Raw genomic sequence first — 24,630 nt, forward strand, 5'->3', positions numbered from 1 at the left:
AAAAAAACAGTTGCAGTTCAGGTAAACTGGCACTAACAAACCTGAAACGCAGTGGTTTTGTGTTCATAACGATAATTTTAATTTTAAAAATATGTTGAACACAAAACGAAGTGCCACTGTTTTTTTGATGTGCATGGGATTGTGGAAAAGGCTCATTGCAGATTGACGAAGCGCTTTGGGTACTTTGGCGCTCCAAAATGCGCAGCATTCTTGAGCGCCATTGGGAACAACTAACAACTGCGAAAAACTACCATGCCACCGCGGCATAGAGCGGCAGAAAATATTATAATTAATTTTGTCCATACGGTAGAGTTTTTACATGGGATCAGATCGGCGAAAGCGGGCTACACTAACCTAAAAGTGACTGTAACTGCTTTCCAAAAAGAATAGCGTAAGTCAGCAGCCATTCCCACTGGAAAGTTTTTCAAGCCCAACCCATTCTTTTTTAGGAAAGCAGGGCTTGTAGTGCTTCGGTTTCGGTAGTCCCGCCCTTTGCTTAATCCCGAAAAAGTTTTTCATAAGATAACCCCTTCTTAATCGGGATAACGCTGCCGGTCGGGTTTATTTAACAATGGACAGTTCTACTATGCAATTTAAACCCGAATAATTGCACTGTTGCTGCCACCTAAATCCGGTCAAAGCCAGATGCTCCCTGAGTTTAAATCCTACAATGTGGACACATCTTTTTGGAATAGTTTTGAGCATCATGCTAAGCTTGCTTTGAAAAACTACAGCCTTGAGCGAAGAACGCTGTCAATCTCAAGAGCCAGGGAAATCAAAAAACAGTTGCAGTTCAGGTAAACTGGCACTAACAAACCTGAAACGCAGTGGTTTTGTGTTCATAACGATAATTTTAATTTTAAAAATATGTTGAACACAAAACGAAGTGCCACTGTTTTTTTGATGTGCATGGGATTGTGGAAAAGGCTCATTGCAGATTGACGAAGCGCTTTGGGTACTTTGGCGCTCCAAAATGCGCAGCATTCTTGAGCGCCATTGGGAACAACTAACAACTGCGAAAAACTACCATGCCACCGCGGCATAGAACAGCAGAAAATATTATAATTAATTTTGTCCATACGGTAGAGTTTTTACATGGGATCAAATCGGCGAAAGCGGGCTATACTAACCTAAAAGTGACGGCAACTGCTTTCCAAAAAGAATAGCGTAAGTCAGCAGCCATTCCCATTGGAAAGTTTTTCAAGCCCAACTCATTCTTTTTTTTAGGAAAGCAGGATTTGTAGTCCTTCGGTTGCAGTAGTCCCGCCCTTTGCTTAATCCCGATAAAGTTTACTTTATAAAATAAACCTTTCTTAATCGGGATAACGCTGCCGGTCGGGTTTATTTAACAATGGACAGTTCTACTATGCAATTTAAACCCGAATAATTGCACTGTTGTGGCCATTTAAACCCGATCGAAGCGGGATGCCAATTCTTTCAATTGGCAGAAGCGGGAGCGGGGCTATACTAACCTAAAAGTGACTGCAACTGCTTTCCAAAAAGAATAGCGTAAGTCAGCAGCCATTCCCATTGGAAAGTTTTTCAAGCCCAACCCATTCTTTTTTAGGAAAGCAGGGCTTGTAGTGCTTCGGTTGCGGTAGTCCCGCCCTTTGCTTATCCCGAAAAAGGTTTTTTTATAAGATAACCCCTTCTTAATCGGGATAACGCTGGCAGGCGGGTTTATTTAACAATGGGGCAGTTATCCCAAAAACAACGCTAAAGCGGTTAATTGTTGTCAGTTCCCCGCTATTATTTACTATAAATCGTTTGCCGCCGAATGTAATGACGAATTCCTTGCTGATAAATTGCATTGTAAAGATCCTTCATTACATTCAGGATGACATATAATTCATTGTAACTTATTCAAGTTCGGACTCCAGACTAATGGCTTCAGACTAGCCTACAACCGCATTCCCCTTAGAAAATCTTCGATCAACATGCGTTTTTTGCCTTCGTACTGAATGTCTAAAAGTTTAATGAAGCCATCTTTAGCAGCAAATTTTAAATAGGTTTTACCGTCTGTTAAAAATTCGCCGGCTGTAATGCCAGGGGCTTTATCTTCTATTTCAGCTTTAAATATTTTTAAAGTTTTATCCTTTAACAGGGTAAAAGCGGTTGGGTAAGGGCTTAACCCACGGATTAAATTATAAATGGTTTGCGCCGGATTATTCCAGTCGATTTTACAATCTTCTTTAAAGATCTTTGGTGCATGTTTTAAATCATCGCTTTGGGGTTGAGGTTGCTCGGTCACTTCACCTGCCTCTATAGCATGAACGGTTTTAACCAAAAGCTTAGCTCCAACAGCCATCAGTTTATCATGCAGATCGCCGGCTGTTTCATCCGCTGCAATGGCAACACTGTCGCTCATAATGATATTGCCCGTATCAATTTCCTCTTTAAGAAAAAAGGTGGTCACACCGCTTTCTTTTTCGCCATTTATAATGGCATGGTTAATTGGTGCTGCACCACGGTATTGCGGTAATAACGAACCATGTAAATTAATGGTTCCTTTAGCCGGCATGCTCCAAACCACTACCGGAAGCATCCTAAAGGCCACCACTACCTGCAGATCAGCCTGGTAAGACCGGAGCTCCTCAATAAATTCAGGTTTTTTTAATTTTTCGGGCTGTAAAACAGGGATTCCTTTTTCTAAAGCATATTTTTTTACTGCACTTTCATTCAGCTTTTGGCCTCGGCCGGCAGGTTTATCTGGTGCAGTTACTACCGCAACAATATCGAAATTGGCTTGTACCAGGGCATCTAAAGAGGCTACGGCAAAATCGGGCGTACCCATAAAAACTATTTTCATAAAGAAAGTGTTGTGTTTCTAAAAATAACGTGGATATCCACGCTAAAGTTTTGCAAAATAACTAAAAATAAACCCATACTTACAGGTAAAAATGGTTCAAGGGAAAGATGTTGTTAAAGCGAGTGGATTGGTGTATGTGACCGATGGAATGCCGGGCATTTACCGGAAAGGCAAACCAGGTAAATTTTATTATGAAGATAAAAATGGAAATAAAATTACCGAAGAAAAACACCTCGAGCGGATCAGGGCACTGGTTATACCACCCGCATGGCAAAATGTATGGATTGCCAATAAGCCCAATGCTTATTTGCAGGTTACAGGAATTGATGCGGCTGGCAGGAAACAATATAAATATCATGCAAAATGGACCCGTCGCCGCTCCGAAGATAAATATTTCCGCCTCCTTGAATTTGGCAAAGCCCTGCCTAAAGCCCGGAAAAACCTGCAGAAAGACCTCCGCCGAAAAGATTTTGACGAGCGTAAGGTATTGGCCATTTCGGTTGATGTACTCCAAAAAACATTGATCAGGGTAGGGAACGAGAGCTACAAGCAACTCTATGGTTCTTTCGGCCTTACTACCCTGCGCGATAAGCATGTAAAAATAAATGGAAGTAAATTATCCCTGGAATTTGTCGGTAAAAAAGGAGTGCAGCAAAAAGTAGAGCTTAACGATCGTACGTTGGCCAGGCTGGTTAAAAAATGCCGGGATATTCCGGGGCAGGAACTTTTTCAGTTTTACACCAATGGCAGCGAACACAAAAGCATCGATTCGGGTAAAATAAATGCCTACATTAAAGAAATTACCGGCGATGATTTTACGGCAAAAGATTTCAGAACCTGGGGCGGTACCCTCGAGGCCCTGCGGCAGTTTGCCCAGTGCCAGACGAATGAAAATGCCGGTTTAAATCCGAAAAAAACAATTGTTGCCGTTTTAGATTGCGTAGCCAAAAAACTGGGCAATACCCGGGCAGTGTGTAAAAGTTCTTACGTTTACCCGCTTTTGCTCACGGCTTATGAGAATAACCAGCTGGAAAAATACCTGAAAAAGATGAATAACAATTCGAATAAGGGTAAGATGAGTTTAGAACACAACGAAAAAGTTTTATTATCTTTTTTAAAATCAGTTAGCAAGTAAAAAAAGCAATTATATTTGTTTTTTATCTTAATATGCAAATTAACCTCGACGATAAAACCAATATTTTTAATACGCTTATAGAGGAGTCTCCCATGCCCATTGCACTCTATGTTGGCGAAAATATGGTTATTCAGGTGGCCAACAAGGCAATGCTTAAAGCCTGGGGCAGAGATGCATCGGTAATAGGTAAAGAATTGGCCCTGGCGCTGCCCGAGTTAAAAGATCAGCCCTTTCTTAATATCCTTAACCAGGTACGAAACACCGGAGTGGCTTACGAGGCCAAAGAGGATAAGGTAGTTCTTTTAAATAATCATGAGCTCCAAACCTTCTATTTCGATTTTATTTATAAACCGCTAATGGATACCGACGGAAAGGTTTGGGGTATTTTAAATAATGCTACCAACGTAACCGAACTGGTAAATGCCAAGTTTAAAGTAGAGCAAAGTGAAGCCCTGTTCAGGCAAATGATTTACGATGCGCCTGTTGCCATTGGCATTTTGAGGGGAAGAGATTTCATCATAGAAGATGCCAACGATGATTTATTAAAAATATGGGGAAAAACCAAAGCCGTAATCGGTTTAAAACTTTTAGATGGACTGCCTGAACTTATAGATCAGCCTTTTCCTGAACTTTTACTGCAGGTTTACGATAGCGGGGTTGCCCATTTTGGTTACGAAACCATGGCCCGGCTGGAGCGGAACGGGGTTTTAGGCGATTTTTATTTCAACTTTGTTTACGATCCGATTTTTGGTCAGGATGGCCAGGTTTCGGGCATCATGGTCGTTGCCAACGAAATTACTTTACAGGTTATTTCAAAAATGGAAGCCGCCAAAAGCGAACAGCGTTTTCGGGGCGTTCTTTTTGATATACCGATGGCCACTGCGTATTATGAAACCGAGAACATTATCATCAGCCTGGCTAACGATGAAATGCTCCGGGTTTGGGGGAAGGATAGGAGTGTGATTGGCAAAACCGTTGAGGAAGTTATACCTGAATTAAACGTATGCCCGTTAACCAGTATTTTAAAAGAAGTGTACCGTTCCGGAATCACTTATCATGCCGATCAGGAAGAAGTCCGTTTGCGGATCGGCGACCAGGAAGAAAAACGTTGGTTCAATTCTACGTATAAGCCGCTTAAAGATTCGAATGGTGAAGTATATGCCATTATTCACGCTTCAATGGATGTAACCAAACAGGTACAGTTACAACAGCAAAAAGACGAATTTTTAGGAATCGCCAGCCACGAATTAAAAACACCGGTAACCAGTATCAAAGCTTATGCGCAGGTATTGGAACGCATGATCAGAAATGAAGGCGATGAGAAAAAGGCGAATATGGTTCGGAAGATGGACCAGCAGTTAAACCGGCTTACCGGATTGATTGGCGATTTATTGGATGTTACCAAAATTCAATCGGGCAAAATGACCTTTAACCCGGTAGAATTTGATTTTGATACGGCGGTTGAAGAAATTACAGGAGAAATGCAGCACATTAGTTCTAAACACAGAATTATTTGCGATTTAACCAGCAGGGCGGTTGTTTATGCCGATAAAGAGCGTATCGGGCAGGTAATAACCAATTTTCTATCCAATGCAATTAAATACTCAGCAGATGCAGATGAGATCAATGTGGCCACGTTTACTCACGATGAAGAAGTGATTTTAAGCGTTAAAGATTACGGCATTGGAATTTCTGAGGATATGCAGCACCTGGTGTTTGATCAGTTTTACCGCGTAGGCGGCAATCTGCAGCATACCTATCCGGGTTTGGGCCTCGGGCTTTATATCTCAGCCGAAATTATTAAAAATGAGGGTGGAAGAATTTGGGTAGAAAGTACTGTCGGGCAGGGCGCCACATTTTTCTTTGCACTAAAAATAAAATCGTTCAGATGATACAGTTGCTGTCATCTGAACGATTAGTTATGCTTTTGGAGCTTTCTTTACCGGGTGCACCGGTTGCTCTTCGTTTTCACGCTGTTTAGCCGGGTTATTCGTCCGTACAGGCTTATTGGGTACACTGTCGTTTTCTTTCCTTACCGTTTTGTGGTCAACAGGTTCCCTTCCTTTTGGTACCTCTTGCTGGTAGTTACTTCCGGGTTTATCACTTTTAACTTTTGGACCGCTCATAGCTCAATGATTGAATTTTGAATAATTAAATGGCATAATGCTTATTAACTATAGAAAATAACAAACTTCTATCTGTTAAGTTTGAAAATATTGTAAGGGCAATTCAATCATTCCATCCCGCTCTCATTTAACAATTAATCATAAAGCAAATATTTCTTACGCATAGCTTTATACCTGCTCAGGCCTGGTTCCCAGCTCGCCCTAATTTCTGCTTCACTTTTTCCATCAATTACCTGTTGCCTGAAATCGGCCACACCCACTAATCTTTCAATTGTACCCATTTCTTTGCTCAGCTTGCTGTTGAAGAAATCTTCTTTCCGTGGTGATGCATTATACAATTCAATTAACCAACTGATGTTAACCTGTTTCGATTTAACCAGCTTGGAGGTATCGTAATTTCTCAGATCCAGTCCATAACATACCTGATCCTGAAACAGGGGAGTTTCTGACATGCCTTTTATACTTTTTGGGGTGAAACTGAAATCGAATTTTCCTTTAAGGTAAGGGGCGCCAATAATAGTAAAAGGGAACATGGTGCCGCGGCCGTGGTTTAAATAAGTACCTTCGAACAAACAGGTTGAAGGGTAAAGCAGGATGGCCTGCTGTGTGTTTAGGTTTGGAGAGGGTTTAACGGGTAAAGTGTAAGGCATATCGTGGTTATAATTCGCATTTTTGATAATGGTGATCTTACATTTCACCTTATCTTTTAACCAGCCTTCGCCGTTTAGCATTTGTGCATATTCGCCAACGGTTAAACCATGCGCAATTGGAATGGGTTGTATACCTATGCCCGATTTAAACTTAGGATCTAAAATGGGTCCATCAATCAGGTAGCCGTTGGGGTTTGGCCTGTCTAAAATCAACAGTGGTTTATGGTTTACCGCACAGGCTTCCATTACATGCTGTAAGGTGTTAATATAGGTGTAAAAACGCACGCCTACATCCTGGATATCAAACACCATAATATCAATATCGGCCAGGTCTTCAGCTGTAGGTGTACTATGCTTGCCATAAAGTGAAATGGCCTTAATGCCTGTCTTGGTATCTACATCGTCATTAACGGTAACACCTGCACTTGCATTCCCTCTAAAACCATGCTCCGGGCCAAATATCTTCTGAATTTTAATGCCCCGCGCTAACAGGCTATCAACAGCGGTTTGCCCACCTATAACCGATGTAGGGTTAACCACCATGCCCACACGTTTTCCTTTCAGCAACGGAAGATACTTTTCGGTCTGCTCGGCACCGGTTTTAATTGCAGAGGGTAACTTTGCAGTTTTAATCATCAGTTTTCTGTTGTGGGGACTTTTCTTTCCCAGCTCCCCCTGTTCGAGCGGTTTGGGTTGCCCGCAGGCCGATAGCGCAATTAAACTGGTTAAAGCAAAGCTGATATAATTTTTCATTTCAATATTATTTTAATCTCCTTGCATTATAACCAAACAATTTACGGCATATTGCAATTATGAGTATGAATAGTTTTCCTGTTATAACTTAATGATTCCTGTTTAAAGTTGGTTATTTATTTTCGAAAATGCCATTTTTAAAAAGGAATTGAGCATTTTTGTTACTTACAAATTAATTAAATTGAATTTCGAATATTTCATAGCCGGGCGGATAGCCATCAAATCGGAGCGTACCTTTTCAAAACTTATCGTCCGCATTGCAATAGCCGGCGTGATGTTGAGTCTGGCTGTTATGATTCTTTCTATAGCCATTATTAAAGGCTTTAAAACTGAAATCCGCGATAAAGTAAGGGGATATTTAGGCGATATACAGATTACCCGTTACGATCTGAACAATTCATTTGAACATTCTCCATTTGTATTTGATGAAGGGACCAAAAAAATGCTCAAAAACGATCCCGATATTGAATATTATTATCCCTTTGCTACAAAACCCGCCATCCTTTCGGCCAATAACGAAATTGAAGGCATTAATTTTAAAGGAATAGACAAAAACTACCGGTGGGATTACATTAAAAAGCACCTGATCAGCGGAACCATCATCAATTTTTCTGACAGCACCGTAGCTATGCAGGAACTGCTGATATCGAATTATACGGCCAACCGTTTAAAACTTAAAACAGGCGATGATTTTATCATGTACTTCGTTCAAAACCAGTTACGGCCACGTAAATTTAAAATTGTAGGCATTTATGATATTGGGGTGGAAGATATTGATAAGGGCTTTGTGCTGGGCAACCTGAACATCATTAAACGCCTGAACAATTGGGATGCCAACGAAATCGGAGGTATAGAAATCAGGATCAAGGATTTTAACGGGCTTAAGCCTATAGCCGATCATATTTATGAAAAGCTTCCCCGTAACCTGCGCTCGTATTCTATTGAAGAAAACTTTCCTAATATTTTTACCTGGTTGGGGCTTCTTGATGTAAATACCAGGGTAATTTTAATCCTGATGCTCATTGTAGGCGTAATTAACATGGTTACGGCTTTGTTGATCATGATCTTGGAAAAAACAAATATGATCGGCATGCTCAAGTCTTTTGGAGCCGGTAACTGGAGCATAATGAAAATTTTCCTTTATAATGCTGCGTATCTGATTGGCATTGGTTTATTACTAGGGAATATTCTTGGTTTGGGACTTGGTTTTTTACAACAGGCCACCCATATTTTTAAACTTAACCAGGCGTCTTATTTTTTAGCTTATGCACCGATAGAATTTCATTTTACCGATGTGCTCTTGCTTAATATTGTTACCATAGTGGTGTGTTTAACGGTTTTGATTATTCCTTCACTATTGATCAGCAAGGTTTCGCCGCTGAAGGCTATCCGGTTTAAATAAGGAAAAAACTTGGGACACCGGACAGATCATTTCCGATGCCCAAGCAAACCTAAACTTAAGTTCTTGTTAACTCCACTTTTACAGTTTGTGTATTGTCGCTTTTCTGAAGCTGAGGATAGGGGGTAACGTTGATTAATTTCAGCGAATAATTTATGCCGTCGATTTTAATGGTTGTTGAACTTTCCAATGGGCCACAAACTCCTTTGCATAAGGTAATTTCCCGGTCAGTATTATCGGTTGTTAATTTGAAAAAAGCCTGTACACCGCCGGCGCTAATGCAGTCAGCATTAATGGGGCAACGGCTATCTCTGATTGATTTTAATACTAATGTGGATGTACCGATTGATCTTGAGGTATTGATTTTAAAATCGTAATTCGCGGGTGTTTCAGGTGTCTTTTTACACCCTGATACAGCTAATAGGATAAAGAATGATATTAAATTTTTCATGTCAGGGATTAATTGCTTCTTTTTAAAATATACTCATAATCTATGGTCGCGTAAGAAGCAGAAGAAAAGCCTGCCTTTATGCCTGATCTTTTTCTAAGCGTTAAATCAACTCCGCTGCTTCTAATGTCGTATTCGCCTTTTAAAATCATATTCCAATCAAAATCTGCTGTCCAAACACCATCATCGGTAAAATATCCGATCTTGTTTTTAAAGGTGTAAGTTCCCTTCCCTCCGAATGGTATTAAATTGGCATTGGGTGTAATATTGAATTTCCCATCCTTTAACGAAATTGAAATCGGGTGGGTTACCGGTACAGATTTCATACTGTTGGTAATTACCAGTACTCCTGTATAGTTACCCTCTGTTAAGACATCAACACGTGTTGGTTTTTTACAGCCGAAAGAAAAGCCTAAAAAAAATAAAGGAAGGTAGATTTTAACTTTCATACCCCTTAAACGGAGTCCGGCATCGAAACGCTACAGTTATACTGAAATCCATTCTACACCCTGCATGCTATGGATAAAATCTGTTCTTGGTTCCAGGTTAAGGTAAGGATAGGTTACTTTCGAGAGGTAAAGCCCCGTTGGATGCGCCGGATCCAATGTTTTTGGTGTCTGGAGGTTAATAAGCAGGCTTTCAAACGCATCAACGCTTAATTCACCTTTACCAACTTTTAAAATTTTACCCATCAATATGCGGATCATCTTGCTCAAAAAGCGGTTGCTCGCGATATGAAAACGGATCCGGTCGCCTTTGCTGTTCACAAATAAACCGGCTTCCATGACATTGCAGATGGTATGCTCGTATTTATTCGGTTGTGTGCAAAAAGCCCGGTAATCTTTGTATTTCGGCAATAAATCTACCGCGCTTTTCATTTTATACAAGTCGAGCGCAGGCTCCAGGTAAAAGGAGCTTTGGTTGCTTAAAAAAGGATCTTTATAGGTATGGATAAAATAATCGTATTTCCGCTGTACCGCATCGAACCGGGCATGGGGGAGGCCTTCCATTTTAATGATGTCGAAAACGGCAATGTTTTGTGGCAGCGCCTTATTTAAACGGAAAAGCAGATCAAAATCAAATTCCGTTTCGATATCTGCATGAAAAAAAAACTGGCTGGCGTGCACATGGGCATCTGTTCTTCCACATCCGATAACCGGAACCGGTTGCTTAAAAACCTGCTGAAGTACTTTTTCAATAACATCCTGCACACTAATGGCACCTGGTTGTTTTTGCCAGCCGTTATAATGCTGCCCCTGATAAGCGATGTGGAAGAAGTATCTCATTGTTTTCGGTGCAATTTTACATAAATTTTAGCAGCAGGAACATTAAATCATACTTTTGTGCAGTAAATTTTAATCATGAATTTAATAAACTGTCCCTGCGGAAGTGGAATGGCTTTTCAGCACTGTTGCCAGCCCTACCATTTAAAAGCGAAAACAGCACCAACTGCCGAAGCACTGATGCGCTCGCGTTATTCGGCTTTTGTAGTGGCCGATGCCGATTACCTTTACGAAACCACCCATAGCAGTAAGCGAAAAAACCATTCCAAAAAGGCTTACCTGAACAGTGCTAAAAACACAAAATGGCTAAAGCTCGAAATTGTTTTTTCGACTTTTGATGAAGTGGAGTTCAAAGCCTATTACCTGAATAAAAAGTTCCAAACGGAGGTACTGTACGAAAAATCCAATTTCAGGCTGGAAGATGGGAAATGGTATTACGTAGATGGTGATTTTTACTCATAACAAAAACTCATTAAGGTTATCTGGTGTAATAACCTTGGTTGCTACACCATCATAAGCGGCCAAAAATGTTTTTGGAAATCTTGCTTTAGCTTTGGGGTTCCACTTAATTTCATAAGCATTCATTAAACCGTTTCTTTCTTCGATATAATCTATTTCCTGCTGTGCATGCGTGCGCCAAAAATACTGGTTACAGTTAATTTGATTATAGGCGAGAAATTTAACCCTTTCACTGATCACGAAGTTTTCCCAGAGCGCTCCGATATCCTGCCTCAACATAGCCGGACTGAATTGATTAATCACCGCATTTCTGATGCCATTGTCGTAGAAATATATTTTCCGGCTCTTTTTTAGTTCATTTCTTAAATTCCTGCTTAGTGACCCTAGTCTGAATACAATAAATGCTTTTTCCAGCAGATCAATATATTTTTCAGTGGTTTGGTTATCCAAGCCGGCTAACTGCCCTAATTCGTTATATGATATTTCGTTTCCAACCTGAAAAGCCAATGCCTGGACTAATTTTTCCATTTTATCAGGCTTTTGTATTTTCTCCCAAGTCAGCAGATCTTTATACAGATAACTATCCGATAACTGTTTGAGGCGTATTTCTTCTTCGCCCGGATTGTTAACAATTTCCGGATAGTATCCATAAACAAGGCGTTGGTTTAATAATCTTTTTTCAGTAAGTAAACCATGTTCTGCTATCATTTCTCCGAACGAAAAGGGAAAGAGATTGTACTCCCATTTTCTACCAGTAAGTGGCTCATTAATATGATTGGCCAATTCAAAGGCCGAAGAACCTGTAGCAATTACTTTTACATCTTTAAGCTGATCGATAATCAATTTGATCGATATGCCGATGTTATCAATTCTTTGTGCTTCATCAATCACCAGTGTTTTTGATTTTCCCAAAAGAGAACGCAATAAGGTAGCGGTGGTATTGGAAAGTATGGTTCTGATATCGGCATCATCGCCGTTCCACCACATTACCGGTTGAGCAAATTTAGAAGATAACTGTTGCAAAAGTGTACTCTTTCCAACTTGCCGTGGGCCTAAAAGGATGATTGCTTTTTCATCTTTCAGGTGTTTTTGGATAGAATTGGATATTGCTCTCGAAATCATATTCGCAAATTTAATATAAATTTTGCGATTGCATTCGCAAATTTAATATAAATTTTGCGATTTTACTCCCTTTAGCTATAATTTCTTTGCTTCGTTCCAATATACATCCATCTCTGCAAGTGTCATATCGGCCAAAGCTTTTCCGTTTTCTTTTGCCTTGGTTTCGAGGTATTGAAAACGTTTGATAAATTTTTTATTGGTTTTTTCTAAGGCATTTTCCGGATTGATGTTGATGAAACGGGCATAATTGATCAGTGAAAAAAGTACGTCGCCGAATTCTGATTCAGCTTTTTCTAAATCAATTGCGGTATGATCCAAAACATTAAATTCAGTTTTAAATTCCTGCAGTTCTTCTTCTACTTTTTCCCAAACCTGGTTTTTATCCTCCCAATCGAAACCTACGCCACGGGCTTTTTCCTGTATGCGTGCAGCTTTTACCAAAGCTGGTAATGAAGAGGGTACACCTGCCAGCACCGATTTATTGCCTTCTTTCAGTTTAATCTGCTCCCAGTTGCGTTTTACATCTTCCTCGTTCTGCACCTCAATATCACCGTAAATATGCGGATGGCGGTTTACCAGTTTATCGCAAACGCCGTTTAAAACATCGGTAATGTTAAAATCGTTGGTTTCAGAAGCAATTTTCGAATAAAAAACCAGGTGCATCATTACATCGCCGAGCTCCTTTTTAATTTCATCTAAATCGCCCTCTAAAATGGCATCGCTCAACTCATAAGTTTCTTCTATGGTTAAGTGGCGTAAGGTTTGCATGGTCTGTTTTTTATCCCATGGACATTGCGAACGCAAAGTATCTAACACCGTAATTAAGCGGGTAAAAGCATCGGCAGGATTATTTGCTGTAGCAGGAATCGGGTTGTTGGGCATGTCTTATTATTGAGCTAAATTATCGGATGCTAAAATACCAAACCCAGGCGATTAAGAAAAACTGAAACGGTACCCTGAACCATAAATATTTTGGCCCGGGGCCCGGTTTGTACAGATTTTCGTAATTGATGCGGTTTTTTGCCGCATAAATATTGGCGGGTAAAATGGCCAGGTAGAATATAATTAACCCAATTCCGGTGTAATAACGGGCACTGTCTATGGTTAAACCTATGGCAAATAAAATTTCCAGTACCCCGGTAAAAAGCACAATTTCTACTTTTTTAGGGATAACTAATGGAATCATAGCCGCCATGCTAGTTTTAAATTTAAAATGTCCGATGGCGGTAAAAAGCAACATCACCGCCATGGCAATATTACCTGCAAAAATATTTCCTTTATCAAATGTAGTGTGACTGCCAAATGCCAATAGTGCTACATATACGATGAGCAATACAAATAAAGGTTTCATTATTATTTTATCAGGTTAAATGCAATTAAAATAGTGGCTATGAACAATATGACCAGACCCGACAAAAAGACTATATCTGCTGTTTTTTCGAGCCGCTGGCTCGTTGTTTTTTGTCTTCTCATCGAGATAAAGGATAAGATACAGCTGGTCATGAAAAACATAACAGCTGCCACGGCAAATTCATCAATCAGGGAGCCGTCAGTAAGTGCAAGTTTTTTTAAGGAAGTAAGTACAATAAAGCAGATTCCCAATAAATTCGCCGAAGTGCTTAAAATATGCGGTGATCTGTTTTCGGCCATCTTAATCTTTTTCTTCTAATTTAATCTTTTTAGTGATCCGGTAAACCCGCTTCTTTTTATCGGGCTTATGTTCTTCGCCCATTAAAATACCCCAGGGTTTTAAGTTGTCTACTCTATCGAAGATTATTTTTAGCATGGCTAAGTAGGGAATACATAAGAACATGCCCGATATTCCCCAGATCATTTCGCCAACTACAATACCGATAAAGGCAAATAATGCATTTATTTTTACTTTTGAGCCTACCACCAGTGGCATCAGTACATTTCCGTCTATGGCATGTACACCAACAAAAGCAATTAAAACTAAAAGTACCTTACCCGCACCTGCGGTTGCAAAAGTGATCAGGCAGCTCATCAGCAAGGCAAAAAATATTCCTAAATAAGGTACCACATTAAAAATACCTGCTACCAGGCCGAGCAGTACAGCATATTTAACGCCCAGTAAACTGAGTACAGTAATCATTAATACCGTTACAATCAGCATTTGCAGGAACAAACCAATGATGTATTTTTTAATGATATACTGGATCTGGCTTACAATTTCAGTTACTTTTTCTTTGTGTTCTTCGCTAAAAACCGAAGTTAAAAAAGTAAATAAAACCCTGCGGTAATTTAAAATGAAAAAAGTAAATAGTAAGGTAAAACCCAAAAACAATAGGGTGGAGGAGAGCGTAGATAAGGTAGTTGCTACAATTGCGGCACTGGTGGCCAAAGCTTTCTCGGTGCTATCATTTAAATAATCGAGCTGTTTTTGGGAGTTTATACCAAAAGTGTGTGAAATCCATTTCTGGAGCTCATGGTACGAAACGTTGGCTTTTTCTTTCAATAATGGCCAGTCTGCCCATAAATCGCTCAATTGATTGCCAAAAAAATAGATAATGCCACCAATGGAAACAATCATCAGAATTACTGAAAGCAGGGTTGCCAAACCCCTTTTAAATTTTAACCTGCGCTCTAAAAAATTGCCGACAGGCAGTAATAATATGGCCATTAAAAAAGAGAAAAGCAGGGGAGCCAATAAAGATTGGCCTAAAATAGCGATGTACGTTAAGCTGATTAAACAGAAAAGTACCAATGCCAGTTTGGGTAGAAATGATAGGTTGTTTTTCATATATTTAAAATCCTGTTTAATACAGAATGCCCGGTAATTTGTTTGATTATCCGGGCATTTAAATATAAGATTATTCTTTAATATCTACTTGCCTGATCTAAAAGTGAAAGATCTTCTGGCGATAATTTCAGGTTGGCAGCATCCGTGAACGATTTTAACTGGCTTAAATTGGTAGCACTTGCAATTGGTGCCGTAACGGAAGGATGATTAATCAACCAAGCCAACGCTACTGATGAAGGTTCTGCATGGTGCTGCCCTGCAACCTGGTCAAGCGCATCTAAAATCCTGAAACCGCGTTCGTTCAGGAATTTTTTAACCCCGCCGCCCCTTTGGCTTTTGTTCAAATCATCTTCGCTGCGGTATTTTCCGGTTAAAAAGCCACTGGCTAAAGAATAATAGGTCACTACAGCCAGGTCGTGATCCAAACATATTTTTTCGTGTTCCTGTTCAAATTCTTTTCTATCGTAAAGGTTATATCCCGGTTGGTAAACCTCATAACGTGGCAAACTGTGTTCGGTAGAAAAATGCAGTGACTCTTTTAAGCGACCGGCAGAAAAATTTGAGGCACCGATCCAGCGCACTTTTCCGGCTTTGATCAGCGTTTCATAAGCACTTAATGTTTCTTCCACAGGTGTGCTTTCATCATCAAAATGCGAAAAATAAAGATCAATATAATCGGTTTGTAAGCGCGATAAAGAATGTTCTACCTGGTTGATGATATAATCTTTTTTTAACGATTTGCCCTGGCCCATATCTGAGCCGACTTTTGTGGCAATAATTACATCATGGCGCTTGTTTTGTGTTTTTAGCCAGTTCCCTATAATCGTCTCTGATTCACCTCCTTTGTTTCCGGGTACCCAGCGCGAATACACATCAGCGGTATCGATAAAGTTAAATCCGCTTTCTAAAAATTGGTTTAATATTTCAAATGATTTCTGCTGGTCGATTGTCCAGCCAAAAACATTTCCTCCGAATACAATGGGTGCTATATTTAAATCGGTTTTTCCTAAAGTTCTTTTTTCCATGATATGAATGTTAATGATATTTTAACAAAATCCGGGATGCTGTTGTTTTTGCAAGAGATCGAATTATATTAAGATGAGATGAGTATGTTTTTCGGAAAGCAATCTACTACTCCACCTTATTGTTAATCCTGTTTTCCGCTGTAGCTCCGTAGAAAAAACGGGGGCTGCCGCTGCACCCAGGTTTAAATACCTAGGCCGTTTCTACTATTAACGTTTTTCTGCAATTGCCTAAAAAAAAACTTTCTTCAATTTCTAAACTTCTGCCTTGATCGCCCTCAACATTTCTCTTTTTCCCGGTGCACCCGGTAATTTTTCGATGGTAAATCCGCAGGCTTTCACTGCTCTTTTCAATTTTCCGGTAATGGCATAGGTTACAAAAGTACCTCCCGGTTTTAAGAAGCTGCAGGCATGTGCTATAATCTCATCGCTCCACATTTCGGGTTGGTGCTGAACAGAAAAGGCATCATAATAAATGATGTCGAATTTTTGTTCGTTTTGGTATTCGGCGAAGGTGGTGTGCCGGATTTCCAGGGTGCAATGCGGCGTTAGCTTTTGGGCTGCTTTTAACGCATTATTGTAATTGGTGATAAAATCAGACCAGATTACCTCCGGAACATAAGCCGAATAAGCTGTTTGTTCAATTACCTCGCTGGTAAGCGGAAAAGCTTCTATACTGGTGTAGTGAAGGTTGATGTTGTTTGCCTCGCAATATTCGAAGCTTAAAATAAAATTTAATCCGGTTCCAAAACCAACTTCTAAAACTGAAATTTCAGCTTGATCAGCCGCAGTAAATTTCAAACCTGCCTCAATAAATACATGTTTGCTTTCTTGGAGGGCGCCATGTTTACTATGGTAGTGTTCGCCTATGGTTTCATTATAAAGTGTATTGGAACCGTCGGCAGTAAGCGTTATGATATTCATGGGCTAGGATTTTAAGAATTCTTGGATTTCAAGATCATGATGCAAATATAGATAAGATATAGGATTAATATATTTTTTGGGCTGCGGATAAATTAGCCAAAAACAGGAGCGGAAATTAACCGGTTTTAATCGATCAGAACCCAAATGCCCCGGCCTCTTACTTTTTCTCTTTCTGCTTTAATCTTTTGTTGTTAGCTTTGATCTCACCTAACCCTAAACCCTAAACCCTAAACCCTAAACCCTAAAAATGGATATTGAATCTTTCAGAGAATATTGTTTGAGTTTGCCAGGTACCACAGAAGGTATGAAATGGGAACATTTGTGTTTCATGATAGAGGAAAAAATTTATGTCATCATTGCTATTGATGAGGGCAACAGCTTTTCGATCAAATGTAACCCCGATGAATTTGAAGAACTGGCAGCCCGGGATGGTATTGCACAGGCTTATCACATGGCCAAAAGACAGTGGATCCAGGTAGAAAATTTAGAGGTGTTGAATGATCATGAGCTAAAAAGAAGGGTGGCCGAATCGAGGGCAATGGTTTTAGCTAAACTTCCTAAAAAGACACAGGCAAAATATGCTTAAATTTTTCAGGTGATACCAATTTCTTTAAGGCCATTATATAACCGAGGTGCATCCCTTCATGAAAAGGAACAAAGTTTACCGCATCTTCTATCGAATTGAGTTTCATGCCATAGCGTTTATCCCACGGATCGAAGGCGACAAAAACTCCACGGGTATAATCTGCCGCCAGGCGGTCTATACCAGTTAAAAGAACATTGAAAATTGAAGTGATGTCTTCCTTTCCGATAAAGGCAACTGGCTTTGTTCCGCTTAAAAATGGGGTGACATATTTTTCTTCAACGCTTACCGGTAAACCCGATCTTACATAACAAAGGTTTTGCAATGTTGCGGTAAGATGTGCAATATGCCAGATGATGTTATTATTAAATCCTTCTGGGATTTTATTTAATTGTTCGGTGCTTAAGTCTTTTACAAGTGCTAAAATGAATGTCCGGGTCTTTTTTATCTGTGTAATGGTGGCTAAGGTATCAGGCATTGGCGTTATTGTTTCGGTTCCTCTTTTTTTACCTCTTGCTCATTTTTCAACTCCTTCGATTTCATGATGTTGAATTTATACATTTCTTCAATGCCAACCAGCTTCCGGCTACATTTTTCAATATCGGTACCTTCCTGCCACAAATAGGGGCGGAAACTATAAGTTTTGTTTCCATCTAAATTACTGATAAACTTATCCCATGAACTCCAGCGCAGGCCTTTGTAAAATTTAGAAAGGTCGCTATCGAAGCAGAAGATCAGAAATTCGCCATAACCTGCACCCAATGGTTGCCAGGTTAAGCTGTTCGGTTCGAGGTAATACACGTTTTTAATGTCTTTGCCCAAGCCGCCGTAATTAATGGCAAAGAAACCACCAACAGCATCATCGGCAATTAAAAGGTAAGGCAGGTTATCGCCGTATTCTTCGAGCGTTTTTCCTTTATTCCATTCGGCAACATTACGGTTTAGTTTTTCGCTGCCCGAACCTAAAATCCTGATCCAGCCATTATCGACCAAAATACCCCCTGTATTATAAATAACCGACCCCAATGTAGCATAAGTGGTTGTTTGTGTATGATACAGCACCTCTTTTGCTTTCGCCGAATCTACCGGCAATACTTCAACCTTGTTTTTAGCAGAGTCGATCCATTTTTTTACCAGTGGCCAGGCAGGATCGGTTTTATTGATTAATTTCTCAATACTGATCAGTTTATTTTCCTGAGAAAAACCTGTTAAGGAAAATAAAGTTAAACCAAAGATAAAAAGGAGGGTGGTTAAGCTTTTCATTGATAGGATTACTTATGTTTTTTCAAAGATAGGATGTTAATTAAGAATTGCTGAAGGGAGATAGATTAATTTTTAATTGTTTGGAAGGTCGGGTCGTGGGGACACGATCCAAAGCCCGCGAATTGAATCGATAATTTCGGCCGGTGTCAGAAGGTAACATCTGACGCCACACCTAAAAAAAACGTCCCGAAAATATCGGGACGCTTGCAATATAAGAGGGATAATAATTGATTTAAACTATTATAGAGTGGAAGAGCCTTAAACCCTCCACCTCAACTTACCACATTCTAATTCTGTCTTCCGGTTTTTTATATAATTTATCGCCAGGCTTAACATCAAAAGCCTTGTACCATGCATCCATATTTACCGGTGCACCAATGGTACGGTACGGCCCCGGAGAGTGTGGATCGGTTTTAATCAATTGTGCAGCGCTTTCCGGTAAAATATTACCTCTCCAAACCTGCGCCCAGGCCAAGAAGAAACGCTGATCAGGTGTAAAACCGTCAATTTTTTCATTACCCTGGCCTTGTTTAGTCATTTTGAAAGCAGTATAAGCGGCATTTAAACCACCTAAATCGCCGATGTTTTCGCCCATGGTCAATTTCCCGATCACATGAATGGTATCCAGTACGGTATAGGCATCAAACTGCTCACCCAAAGCTTTGGTTTTGGCATCGAATTTGGCCTTGTCTTCGGCTGTCCACCAGTTTTTTAAGTTACCGGCTGCATCGTACTGGCTTCCGCTATCGTCAAAACCATGGCTCATTTCGTGACCGATTACAGCACCAATACCACCATAATTCACGGCATCGTCGGCATTAGGATCGAAGAAAGGGAATTGTAAAATTCCGGCAGGGAAAACAATTTCATTCAGGGTTGGGCTGTAATATGCATTAACGGTTGGAGGGGTCATACCAAAGCGTTTACGGTCAACCGGTTTGCCCAACTGATCAACCATTTCATTATAACTCCAAACACTTGCATTACGTAAGTTCTGGAAATAAGTATCTTTATTAATGACTAAACCATCGTAATTTTTCCATTTTTCAGGATAACCCACTTTCGGTGTAAATGCATGTAATTTTGCGAGTGCCTTTTGCTTGGTTTCAGGGCTCATCCATTCTAAGCCGTTAATCCTGATTTCGAAAGCCTTACGCAGGTTCACAATCATCTGGTTCATGCGTTCTTTAGCCTCAGGTTTGAAATATTTAGCTACATAAAGCTGACCGAGCAATTCGCCAATGGTGCCATCAGTTAATGACGACATACGTTGCCAACGTGGTGTTTGTACCTTTTGGCCGGTTTGCGCCTGTGTAAAGGCAAAACTTGCCTTAACAAAAGGAGAACTTAAATTTGATGCAGAACCTTTTAAAATATTCCATTCCAGATAAGTTTTCCAATCTTCAACCGGAACCGATTTCAGCATGCCGTCCAAACTCACCATAAATTTAGGCGAAGCAACCAAAACCGTATCCTGGTTTTTGATTTTGAATTTAGGCAAATAGGTGCTCCAGTTAATATCCGGTGTTTTTTTGTTTAGTTCAGCAACGGTAAGTTTGTTGTAAGTAGCGTAAGGATCGCGCATTTCTAAACGGCTCATCTGCGCTTCTGCAAACTGTTTTTCAATTTTGTAAACCGTAGCCGCTTTTTGTTTAGCCTCTTCAGGAGAACTTCCGGTTAAGGTAAACAGCGTAACCATATAGGTATTGTAGGCCTCACGGATTTTAATGCTGCGGGCATCATCTTTCAGGTAATAATCACGGTCGGGTAGGGTTGTACCGCCCTGGCCAATGTTAACCATGTATTTATTGACGTTTTTACGGTCCTGGCCAACACCTAAACCAAACATTCCTCCGCCTAAACCATTGGTTCTCATATAAGCCAGCTGGTCTAAAACGCCTGGAATATCTTTAATCAGCTTTACCCTGGCCAGGTCAGCTTTGATAGGGGTGTAACCGAGTTTTTCGATGGTGGCGCTATCCATCGCCGCTGTGTAAAAATCGCCCACCCTGCGTTTTACAGAACCTGCAGGCGCAGATTTATCTGCAGCAGCTTCCTCAACTAAAGATTTTACCGCATTGATATTGAAATCGCGAAGCTCATTAAATGAACCCCAACGTGTTTCTTTGGCAGGAACAGGATTGTTTTTTACCCACGTACCACTTGCATAGGTATAGAAATCATCACCTGGTTTAACGGATAAATCCATGTTTGCAGGGTCGATGAACTTTTTTGTTTGTGCGTTTGCAGAAAAGCCAGCAGCAACTATACCCAGTGCCGCAAAATATCTTTTCAAATTTTGGTATTTCATTCGCTTAAATAAGTTAGTATTATGAAGCGAAATTTATGAAATACAAATTAATACTGAAGCAATATATTAAGAATATTACTTGTTAAACCAGTAGTAGATTTTTGCCAAGCCGAGCCGCCTCATTAATTCAGATGCCGAAAATGGGATTTTTATCGATTTCATGATTTTTAAATCTTTTATACTGTATTAACATTTTTTAACAAATTTTATTGTGTGCTTGTAAAAAATATTGCTATTAAGAATGATTCGGAATAAACCGTTTAATTTTCCATAAATTTGAGCATGTTTATCCAATACCCGGTTATGATAAAACCTGCAATATTTTAAAATATACCTGATATATAATGAGTCACTCCCACGATAAAGAAGATAGCTGTTGCAGTAGTAAAGTGCACCCTGCACAAAAAGATCATCATGATCACGGACATTCACACGAGGATGGCGATGATCATGACCACGATCATGGTGGTGATCCATCAGCCTTTAAAACCTACCTGCCTGCTGCCGTTACCCTGGCCATGTTACTGATCGGGATCGCTTTTGATAATCTTTTTCATGTTCCGGCATTTCAGATCATCAGGCCATACTGGTATATTGTAGCCTATTTACCGGTAGGTATTCCGGTTTTGAGGGAAGTTTGGGAGACCTTTAAGGCTAAAGATTTTTTTACCGAGTTTTCTTTAATGTCTGTTGCTACCATCGGTGCTTTTGCAATTGAACAATACCCCGAGGGGGTAACGGTCATGCTCTTTTATACCATTGGTGAGCTGTTCCAGATGGCAGCCGTAAACCGGGCAAAAAGGAACATTAAAGCCCTGCTCGATGTGCGTGCCGATGTGGCCCATGTATTCCGAAATGGAAAATATGAGACCGTTAATCCGGAAAGTGTCGAAATCGGCGAAACCATTCAGGTTAAAGCAGGAGAAAAAATTCCTTTAGATGGTGAACTGATCAGCGATAAAAGCAGCTTTAATACCGCAGCTTTAACGGGGGAGAGTAAACCCCGTACCCTGACTAAGGGCGATCTTATTTTAGCCGGAATGCTCAATTTAGACCAGGTAATCGAAGTAAAAGTAACCAAGGCTTTTGCTGATAGTGCCTTATCGCGTATATTGGAAATGGTGCAGAACGCCACTAACCGCAAAGCCAAAACCGAACTCTTTATCCGCAAGTTTGCAAAAATATATACACCTATTGTTTTCTTTTTGGCATTGGCACTGGTTATCATCCCGATTTTGGTTTTAGGTAACGACTACCATTTCCAGACCTGGTTGTACCGTTCGCTGGTTTTCCTCGTGATATCTTGCCCATGTGCGCTGGTAATTTCCATTCCATTGGGTTATTTTGGCGGGATCGGTGCTGCATCGGCGAATGGAATCCTGTTTAAAGGTTCTAATTTTCTGGATCTTATCACCAAACTCAATACCGTGGTCATGGATAAAACGGGCACCTTAACCAAAGGTGTTTTTAGCGTGCAACAGGTAGAAAGCAGCATGGATGAACAGGAATTTTTGGATCTGTTAACTGCTGTAGAGGCAAAATCAACACATCCCATTGCAAAGGCTATTGTAGCATATGCCGGCGAAAAGGAAATCCGTCCGGCAGAAAATATCGAAGAGATAGCCGGCATGGGCTTAAAAGGACGGGTAAACGGTAAAGAGGTTTTAGCCGGTAATGTTAAACTGCTCGAAAAATTTAACATTGGTTTTGAGGCTAAAATCAAAAATATTGAAGAGAGCATTGTTGTGGTAGCTGTTGATCAACAATATCTAGGTTACGTGTTAATTGCCGACGAAGCAAAAGAAGATGCTGCCGACGCCGTTAAACAATTGCATGAAAATGGAATAAAACAAGTGGTGATGTTGAGCGGCGATAAGACCGCTATAGTTAAAAAAGTGGCCCTAGCCTTAGGTATCGACGCTTATTATGGCGATTTGCTGCCCGAAGATAAAGTAGCCAGGCTGGAAGAAATTAAAAAAGACCAGGCAAGGGTTGTGGCTTTTGTAGGCGATGGCATAAATGATACCCCTGTTTTGGCCATGAGCGATATTGGAATTGCGATGGGTGCCATGGGAAGCGATGCGGCTATTGAAACTGCAGATGTGGTGATACAAACCGACCAGCCATCAAAAATTGCTACCGCGATTAAAATCGGTAAGGCTACCAAGAGCGTGGTGATCCAGAATATTGTACTGGCCTTTGCTGTAAAAGCCATTGTTTTAATTTTAGGTGCCGGCGGTATAGCCACCATGTGGGAAGCTGTTTTTGCCGATGTGGGAGTGGCACTTTTAGCCATTTTAAACGCTGTAAGAATACAAAAAATGACGTTTTCTTAATGGGTTTATTGTTTAAACCTGTGAACTGGATCCCGGAATAGCACTTTAATTAAAAGATTGAATTTCTTCCTCATTAGTTTAATGATAAATGCTGATGGCCTGCTGAAAACCGCTCTTCATGGCCGATAAGGGATGTTGAAAAACAGAAAGGCCTGTTACTATAAAAATTAGTATATTTGATGATGTCTGAACCTGTTCCATATCCGATTTTAAACGATGATGAGCCCGTTAGGCAGTTTAACGAACTTGATGCATCATTAACCTATAGTTATGCTCACTATTTAAACTGGCTTTTTCCGGAAAGGGTGGAACTCATTAAAGGTAAGGTCTTTAAAATGAGCCCTGCACCATCAAGGGTGCACCAGGTTATTGTTCGGAATATTTCAAATGCTTTAGTTAACTACCTTAAAGGCAAAACCTGCGAGGTTTATTTCGCCCCCTTTGATGTACGCTTTCCTAAAAAGAGTAAAGCCGATAAAGATGTATATACGGTTTTGCAACCGGATATCTGCGTAATTTGTGATAGAAGTAAACTCGATGACCGCGGTTGCATAGGGGCTCCAGATATTGTGGTGGAGATTTTATCACCGGGTAACACCAAAATGGAACTGCTGCATAAATACCGCATTTACGAAGAGTTCGGTGTAAAAGAATACTGGGTGGTAAGCCAAAGCGATCAAAGCATACTCATTTATACCCTTGATGAATCGGGTAAATTTCAGCCTTCCAAAATATTTACACTCAGTGAGCAGATCATCTCTTCGGTTTTACCTGGTTTTGAGCTCTTTTTAAACGATGTTTTTGAAGATTTACCTTAATTAATTTTCCTGTTCAGGATTCGCTTTGTTCAGCAATACAATTGCCATTAATATCCCAATCAGTACAAAATTATATTCCATACCGTTTCTTCCGCCACCCACCACAAACCAGCCTTCTTTAAAGTGCACCATAATAATGCCCATCACTAAAACAAATATGCTGGCAAAACAGGCCAGGCGGATGTATCGGTTAAACATCAGTAATATAGCACAAAGCACATGCGAGAGTTTAACGCTCCAGGCAATGGCCACACCAAGAGGATCAAAGCCAATCTTATTCAGGTATAAATTTCCGAAATCGTTAATACCGCCATCAAACATGCCCAATACACTGTGCGATAATAATACAATGGCCATAACCAAACGTAAAATGGCATAGCCAATGTGGAAATTTTTAGTGCTCATGTTAATGGTATGGCGTTTTAGCA

General features: G+C 40.2%; 25 protein-coding genes. 8 read left to right on the forward strand and 17 right to left on the reverse strand.

Going from position 1 to position 24,630, the window contains the following annotated elements; translation table 11 throughout:
- Window positions 1-63: 63 nt before the first annotated feature.
- Together GGQ60_RS22845 and fmt are read right to left on the reverse strand one after the other, a co-directional pair.
- Entirely contained in the window at window positions 64-303 is a 240-nt protein-coding gene (locus GGQ60_RS22845) for a hypothetical protein (protein WP_221235845.1), read from the reverse strand.
- Window positions 304-1,900: 1,597 nt separating this feature from the next.
- Window positions 1,901-2,809 (reverse strand): methionyl-tRNA formyltransferase, encoded by a 909-nt coding sequence (gene fmt / locus GGQ60_RS00350; protein WP_183759414.1) that lies wholly within the window; start codon window positions 2,807-2,809, stop codon window positions 1,901-1,903.
- 91 nt (window positions 2,810-2,900) lie between these two features.
- Here fmt and GGQ60_RS00355 point away from each other — a divergent pair, with 91 nt between their 5' ends.
- Complete coding sequence (locus GGQ60_RS00355; protein WP_183759415.1) at window positions 2,901-3,944, forward strand: DNA topoisomerase IB; 1,044 nt, start codon at window positions 2,901-2,903, stop codon at window positions 3,942-3,944.
- Window positions 3,945-3,976: 32 nt separating this feature from the next.
- Entirely contained in the window at window positions 3,977-5,836 is a 1,860-nt protein-coding gene (locus GGQ60_RS00360) for a PAS domain-containing sensor histidine kinase (RefSeq protein ID WP_183759416.1), read from the forward strand.
- Between the two features lie 27 nt (window positions 5,837-5,863).
- Here GGQ60_RS00360 and GGQ60_RS00365 read toward each other — a convergent pair whose 3' ends face one another.
- Both GGQ60_RS00365 and GGQ60_RS00370 read right to left on the reverse strand, forming a co-directional pair.
- Window positions 5,864-6,070, reverse strand: a complete 207-nt coding sequence (locus tag GGQ60_RS00365) for a hypothetical protein (protein ID WP_183759417.1) — start codon at window positions 6,068-6,070, stop codon at window positions 5,864-5,866.
- A 134-nt stretch (window positions 6,071-6,204) separates the two neighbouring features.
- On the reverse strand, window positions 6,205-7,473 hold the full coding sequence (locus GGQ60_RS00370; protein ID WP_183759418.1) for an exo-beta-N-acetylmuramidase NamZ family protein: 1,269 nt from the start codon (window positions 7,471-7,473) through the stop codon (window positions 6,205-6,207).
- Between the two features lie 148 nt (window positions 7,474-7,621).
- Between GGQ60_RS00370 and GGQ60_RS00375 the strand changes: the two genes are divergently transcribed.
- Entirely contained in the window at window positions 7,622-8,875 is a 1,254-nt protein-coding gene (locus GGQ60_RS00375; protein WP_308421162.1) for an ABC transporter permease, read from the forward strand.
- A 55-nt stretch (window positions 8,876-8,930) separates the two neighbouring features.
- On the opposite strand, the gene GGQ60_RS00380 is transcribed toward GGQ60_RS00375, so the two are convergent.
- From GGQ60_RS00380 to GGQ60_RS00390, 3 genes are read right to left on the reverse strand one after another with little or no spacing between them, the layout of a single operon-like run.
- Window positions 8,931-9,323: a hypothetical protein gene (locus tag GGQ60_RS00380; protein ID WP_183759419.1), complete on the reverse strand. Its 393-nt coding sequence runs from the start codon at window positions 9,321-9,323 to the stop codon at window positions 8,931-8,933.
- Window positions 9,324-9,331: 8 nt separating this feature from the next.
- The gene (locus GGQ60_RS00385; RefSeq protein ID WP_183759420.1) at window positions 9,332-9,769 is read right to left on the reverse strand and encodes a hypothetical protein; all 438 of its coding nucleotides are present in this window, start codon (window positions 9,767-9,769) and stop codon (window positions 9,332-9,334) included.
- Window positions 9,770-9,805: 36 nt separating this feature from the next.
- Entirely contained in the window at window positions 9,806-10,606 is an 801-nt protein-coding gene (locus GGQ60_RS00390) for a tRNA pseudouridine synthase A (protein ID WP_183759421.1), read from the reverse strand.
- A gap of 75 nt (window positions 10,607-10,681) precedes the next feature.
- Here GGQ60_RS00390 and GGQ60_RS00395 point away from each other — a divergent pair, with 75 nt between their 5' ends.
- Entirely contained in the window at window positions 10,682-11,065 is a 384-nt protein-coding gene (locus tag GGQ60_RS00395; RefSeq protein ID WP_221235846.1) for a YchJ family protein, read from the forward strand.
- Here the strand turns inward: GGQ60_RS00395 and GGQ60_RS00400 are convergent.
- From GGQ60_RS00400 to GGQ60_RS00410, 3 genes are all read right to left on the reverse strand, one after another.
- On the reverse strand, window positions 11,060-12,184 hold the full coding sequence (locus GGQ60_RS00400) for an ATP-binding protein (RefSeq protein WP_183759422.1): 1,125 nt from the start codon (window positions 12,182-12,184) through the stop codon (window positions 11,060-11,062). The two genes, GGQ60_RS00395 and GGQ60_RS00400, sit on opposite strands and share 6 nt — an antisense overlap.
- A gap of 75 nt (window positions 12,185-12,259) precedes the next feature.
- On the reverse strand, window positions 12,260-13,066 hold the full coding sequence (mazG, locus tag GGQ60_RS00405; protein WP_183759423.1) for a nucleoside triphosphate pyrophosphohydrolase: 807 nt from the start codon (window positions 13,064-13,066) through the stop codon (window positions 12,260-12,262).
- A 19-nt stretch (window positions 13,067-13,085) separates the two neighbouring features.
- Entirely contained in the window at window positions 13,086-13,535 is a 450-nt protein-coding gene (locus GGQ60_RS00410) for a DoxX family protein (RefSeq protein ID WP_183759424.1), read from the reverse strand.
- A gap of 150 nt (window positions 13,536-13,685) precedes the next feature.
- On the opposite strand from GGQ60_RS00410, the gene GGQ60_RS00415 reads away from it, so the two are divergent.
- Window positions 13,686-13,853 carry a hypothetical protein gene (locus GGQ60_RS00415; protein ID WP_183759425.1) on the forward strand — a complete coding sequence of 56 codons (168 nt, stop codon included), beginning with the start codon at window positions 13,686-13,688 and terminating at the stop codon, window positions 13,851-13,853.
- Here GGQ60_RS00415 and GGQ60_RS00420 read toward each other — a convergent pair.
- The 3 genes from GGQ60_RS00420 to mnmC2 all read right to left on the reverse strand — a co-directional run bounded on the left by GGQ60_RS00420 (window position 13,836) and on the right by mnmC2 (window position 16,891).
- Window positions 13,836-14,945, reverse strand: a complete 1,110-nt coding sequence (locus GGQ60_RS00420; protein ID WP_183759426.1) for an AI-2E family transporter — start codon at window positions 14,943-14,945, stop codon at window positions 13,836-13,838. The genes GGQ60_RS00415 and GGQ60_RS00420 overlap by 18 nt on opposite strands.
- Window positions 14,946-15,022: 77 nt before the next feature.
- Entirely contained in the window at window positions 15,023-15,970 is a 948-nt protein-coding gene (locus GGQ60_RS00425; protein ID WP_183759427.1) for an aldo/keto reductase, read from the reverse strand.
- A gap of 252 nt (window positions 15,971-16,222) precedes the next feature.
- Complete coding sequence (gene mnmC2, locus GGQ60_RS00430) at window positions 16,223-16,891, reverse strand: tRNA (5-methylaminomethyl-2-thiouridine)(34)-methyltransferase MnmC2 (protein WP_183759428.1); 669 nt, start codon at window positions 16,889-16,891, stop codon at window positions 16,223-16,225.
- 247 nt (window positions 16,892-17,138) lie between these two features.
- Between mnmC2 and GGQ60_RS00435 the strand changes: the two genes are divergently transcribed.
- Window positions 17,139-17,477 (forward strand): MmcQ/YjbR family DNA-binding protein, encoded by a 339-nt coding sequence (locus tag GGQ60_RS00435; protein WP_183759429.1) that lies wholly within the window; start codon window positions 17,139-17,141, stop codon window positions 17,475-17,477.
- Here GGQ60_RS00435 and GGQ60_RS00440 read toward each other — a convergent pair.
- From GGQ60_RS00440 to GGQ60_RS00450, 3 genes are all read right to left on the reverse strand, one after another.
- Window positions 17,449-17,952, reverse strand: coding sequence for a DinB family protein (locus GGQ60_RS00440; RefSeq protein ID WP_183759430.1), 504 nt, complete (start codon window positions 17,950-17,952; stop codon window positions 17,449-17,451). The genes GGQ60_RS00435 and GGQ60_RS00440 overlap by 29 nt on opposite strands.
- 5 nt (window positions 17,953-17,957) lie before the next feature.
- Window positions 17,958-18,737, reverse strand: a complete 780-nt coding sequence (locus GGQ60_RS00445) for a DUF2625 domain-containing protein (protein WP_183759431.1) — start codon at window positions 18,735-18,737, stop codon at window positions 17,958-17,960.
- Between the two features lie 277 nt (window positions 18,738-19,014).
- Window positions 19,015-21,048: a M13 family metallopeptidase gene (locus GGQ60_RS00450; RefSeq protein WP_183759432.1), complete on the reverse strand. Its 2,034-nt coding sequence runs from the start codon at window positions 21,046-21,048 to the stop codon at window positions 19,015-19,017.
- Window positions 21,049-21,392: 344 nt separating this feature from the next.
- Between GGQ60_RS00450 and GGQ60_RS00455 the strand changes: the two genes are divergently transcribed.
- A complete protein-coding gene (locus tag GGQ60_RS00455; RefSeq protein WP_183759433.1) occupies window positions 21,393-23,384 on the forward strand; it encodes a heavy metal translocating P-type ATPase in 1,992 nt (663 codons plus the stop codon).
- Window positions 23,385-23,563: 179 nt separating this feature from the next.
- The gene (locus GGQ60_RS00460) at window positions 23,564-24,202 is read left to right on the forward strand and encodes a Uma2 family endonuclease (RefSeq protein WP_229685055.1); all 639 of its coding nucleotides are present in this window, start codon (window positions 23,564-23,566) and stop codon (window positions 24,200-24,202) included.
- On the opposite strand, the gene GGQ60_RS00465 is transcribed toward GGQ60_RS00460, so the two are convergent.
- Complete coding sequence (locus GGQ60_RS00465; protein ID WP_183759434.1) at window positions 24,203-24,607, reverse strand: DoxX family protein; 405 nt, start codon at window positions 24,605-24,607, stop codon at window positions 24,203-24,205. It lies immediately after the preceding gene.
- Between the last annotated feature and the right edge of the window lie 23 nt (window positions 24,608-24,630).

Source organism: Pedobacter zeae, from assembly GCF_014196715.1.
Classification (GTDB): Bacteria; Bacteroidota; Bacteroidia; order Sphingobacteriales; family Sphingobacteriaceae; genus Pedobacter; species Pedobacter zeae.

Bases quoted from the DNA above. Each gene is read 5' to 3' on its own strand.
- mazG (WP_183759423.1), bottom strand. From the start codon at position 13,066: ATGCCCAACAACCCGATTCCTGCTACAGCAAATAATCCTGCCGATGCT.
- GGQ60_RS00355 (WP_183759415.1), top strand. From the start codon at position 2,901: ATGGTTCAAGGGAAAGATGTTGTTAAAGCGAGTGGATTGGTGTATGTG.
- GGQ60_RS00440 (WP_183759430.1), bottom strand. From the start codon at position 17,952: ATGCCTGATACCTTAGCCACCATTACACAGATAAAAAAGACCCGGACA.
- GGQ60_RS00390 (WP_183759421.1), bottom strand. From the start codon at position 10,606: ATGAGATACTTCTTCCACATCGCTTATCAGGGGCAGCATTATAACGGC.
- GGQ60_RS00450 (WP_183759432.1), bottom strand. From the start codon at position 21,048: ATGAAATACCAAAATTTGAAAAGATATTTTGCGGCACTGGGTATAGTT.
- GGQ60_RS00445 (WP_183759431.1), bottom strand. From the start codon at position 18,737: ATGAAAAGCTTAACCACCCTCCTTTTTATCTTTGGTTTAACTTTATTT.
- GGQ60_RS00410 (WP_183759424.1), bottom strand. From the start codon at position 13,535: ATGAAACCTTTATTTGTATTGCTCATCGTATATGTAGCACTATTGGCA.
- mnmC2 (WP_183759428.1), bottom strand. From the start codon at position 16,891: ATGAATATCATAACGCTTACTGCCGACGGTTCCAATACACTTTATAAT.
- GGQ60_RS00435 (WP_183759429.1), top strand. From the start codon at position 17,139: ATGGATATTGAATCTTTCAGAGAATATTGTTTGAGTTTGCCAGGTACC.
- GGQ60_RS00370 (WP_183759418.1), bottom strand. From the start codon at position 7,473: ATGAAAAATTATATCAGCTTTGCTTTAACCAGTTTAATTGCGCTATCG.
- GGQ60_RS00460 (WP_229685055.1), top strand. From the start codon at position 23,564: ATGATGTCTGAACCTGTTCCATATCCGATTTTAAACGATGATGAGCCC.
- GGQ60_RS00465 (WP_183759434.1), bottom strand. From the start codon at position 24,607: ATGAGCACTAAAAATTTCCACATTGGCTATGCCATTTTACGTTTGGTT.
- GGQ60_RS00360 (WP_183759416.1), top strand. From the start codon at position 3,977: ATGCAAATTAACCTCGACGATAAAACCAATATTTTTAATACGCTTATA.
- GGQ60_RS00380 (WP_183759419.1), bottom strand. From the start codon at position 9,323: ATGAAAAATTTAATATCATTCTTTATCCTATTAGCTGTATCAGGGTGT.
- fmt (WP_183759414.1), bottom strand. From the start codon at position 2,809: ATGAAAATAGTTTTTATGGGTACGCCCGATTTTGCCGTAGCCTCTTTA.
- GGQ60_RS00365 (WP_183759417.1), bottom strand. From the start codon at position 6,070: ATGAGCGGTCCAAAAGTTAAAAGTGATAAACCCGGAAGTAACTACCAG.
- GGQ60_RS22845 (WP_221235845.1), bottom strand. From the start codon at position 303: ATGGACAAAATTAATTATAATATTTTCTGCCGCTCTATGCCGCGGTGG.
- GGQ60_RS00415 (WP_183759425.1), top strand. From the start codon at position 13,686: ATGAAAAACATAACAGCTGCCACGGCAAATTCATCAATCAGGGAGCCG.
- GGQ60_RS00420 (WP_183759426.1), bottom strand. From the start codon at position 14,945: ATGAAAAACAACCTATCATTTCTACCCAAACTGGCATTGGTACTTTTC.
- GGQ60_RS00400 (WP_183759422.1), bottom strand. From the start codon at position 12,184: ATGATTTCGAGAGCAATATCCAATTCTATCCAAAAACACCTGAAAGAT.
- GGQ60_RS00455 (WP_183759433.1), top strand. From the start codon at position 21,393: ATGAGTCACTCCCACGATAAAGAAGATAGCTGTTGCAGTAGTAAAGTG.
- GGQ60_RS00425 (WP_183759427.1), bottom strand. From the start codon at position 15,970: ATGGAAAAAAGAACTTTAGGAAAAACCGATTTAAATATAGCACCCATT.
- GGQ60_RS00395 (WP_221235846.1), top strand. From the start codon at position 10,682: ATGAATTTAATAAACTGTCCCTGCGGAAGTGGAATGGCTTTTCAGCAC.
- GGQ60_RS00385 (WP_183759420.1), bottom strand. From the start codon at position 9,769: ATGAAAGTTAAAATCTACCTTCCTTTATTTTTTTTAGGCTTTTCTTTC.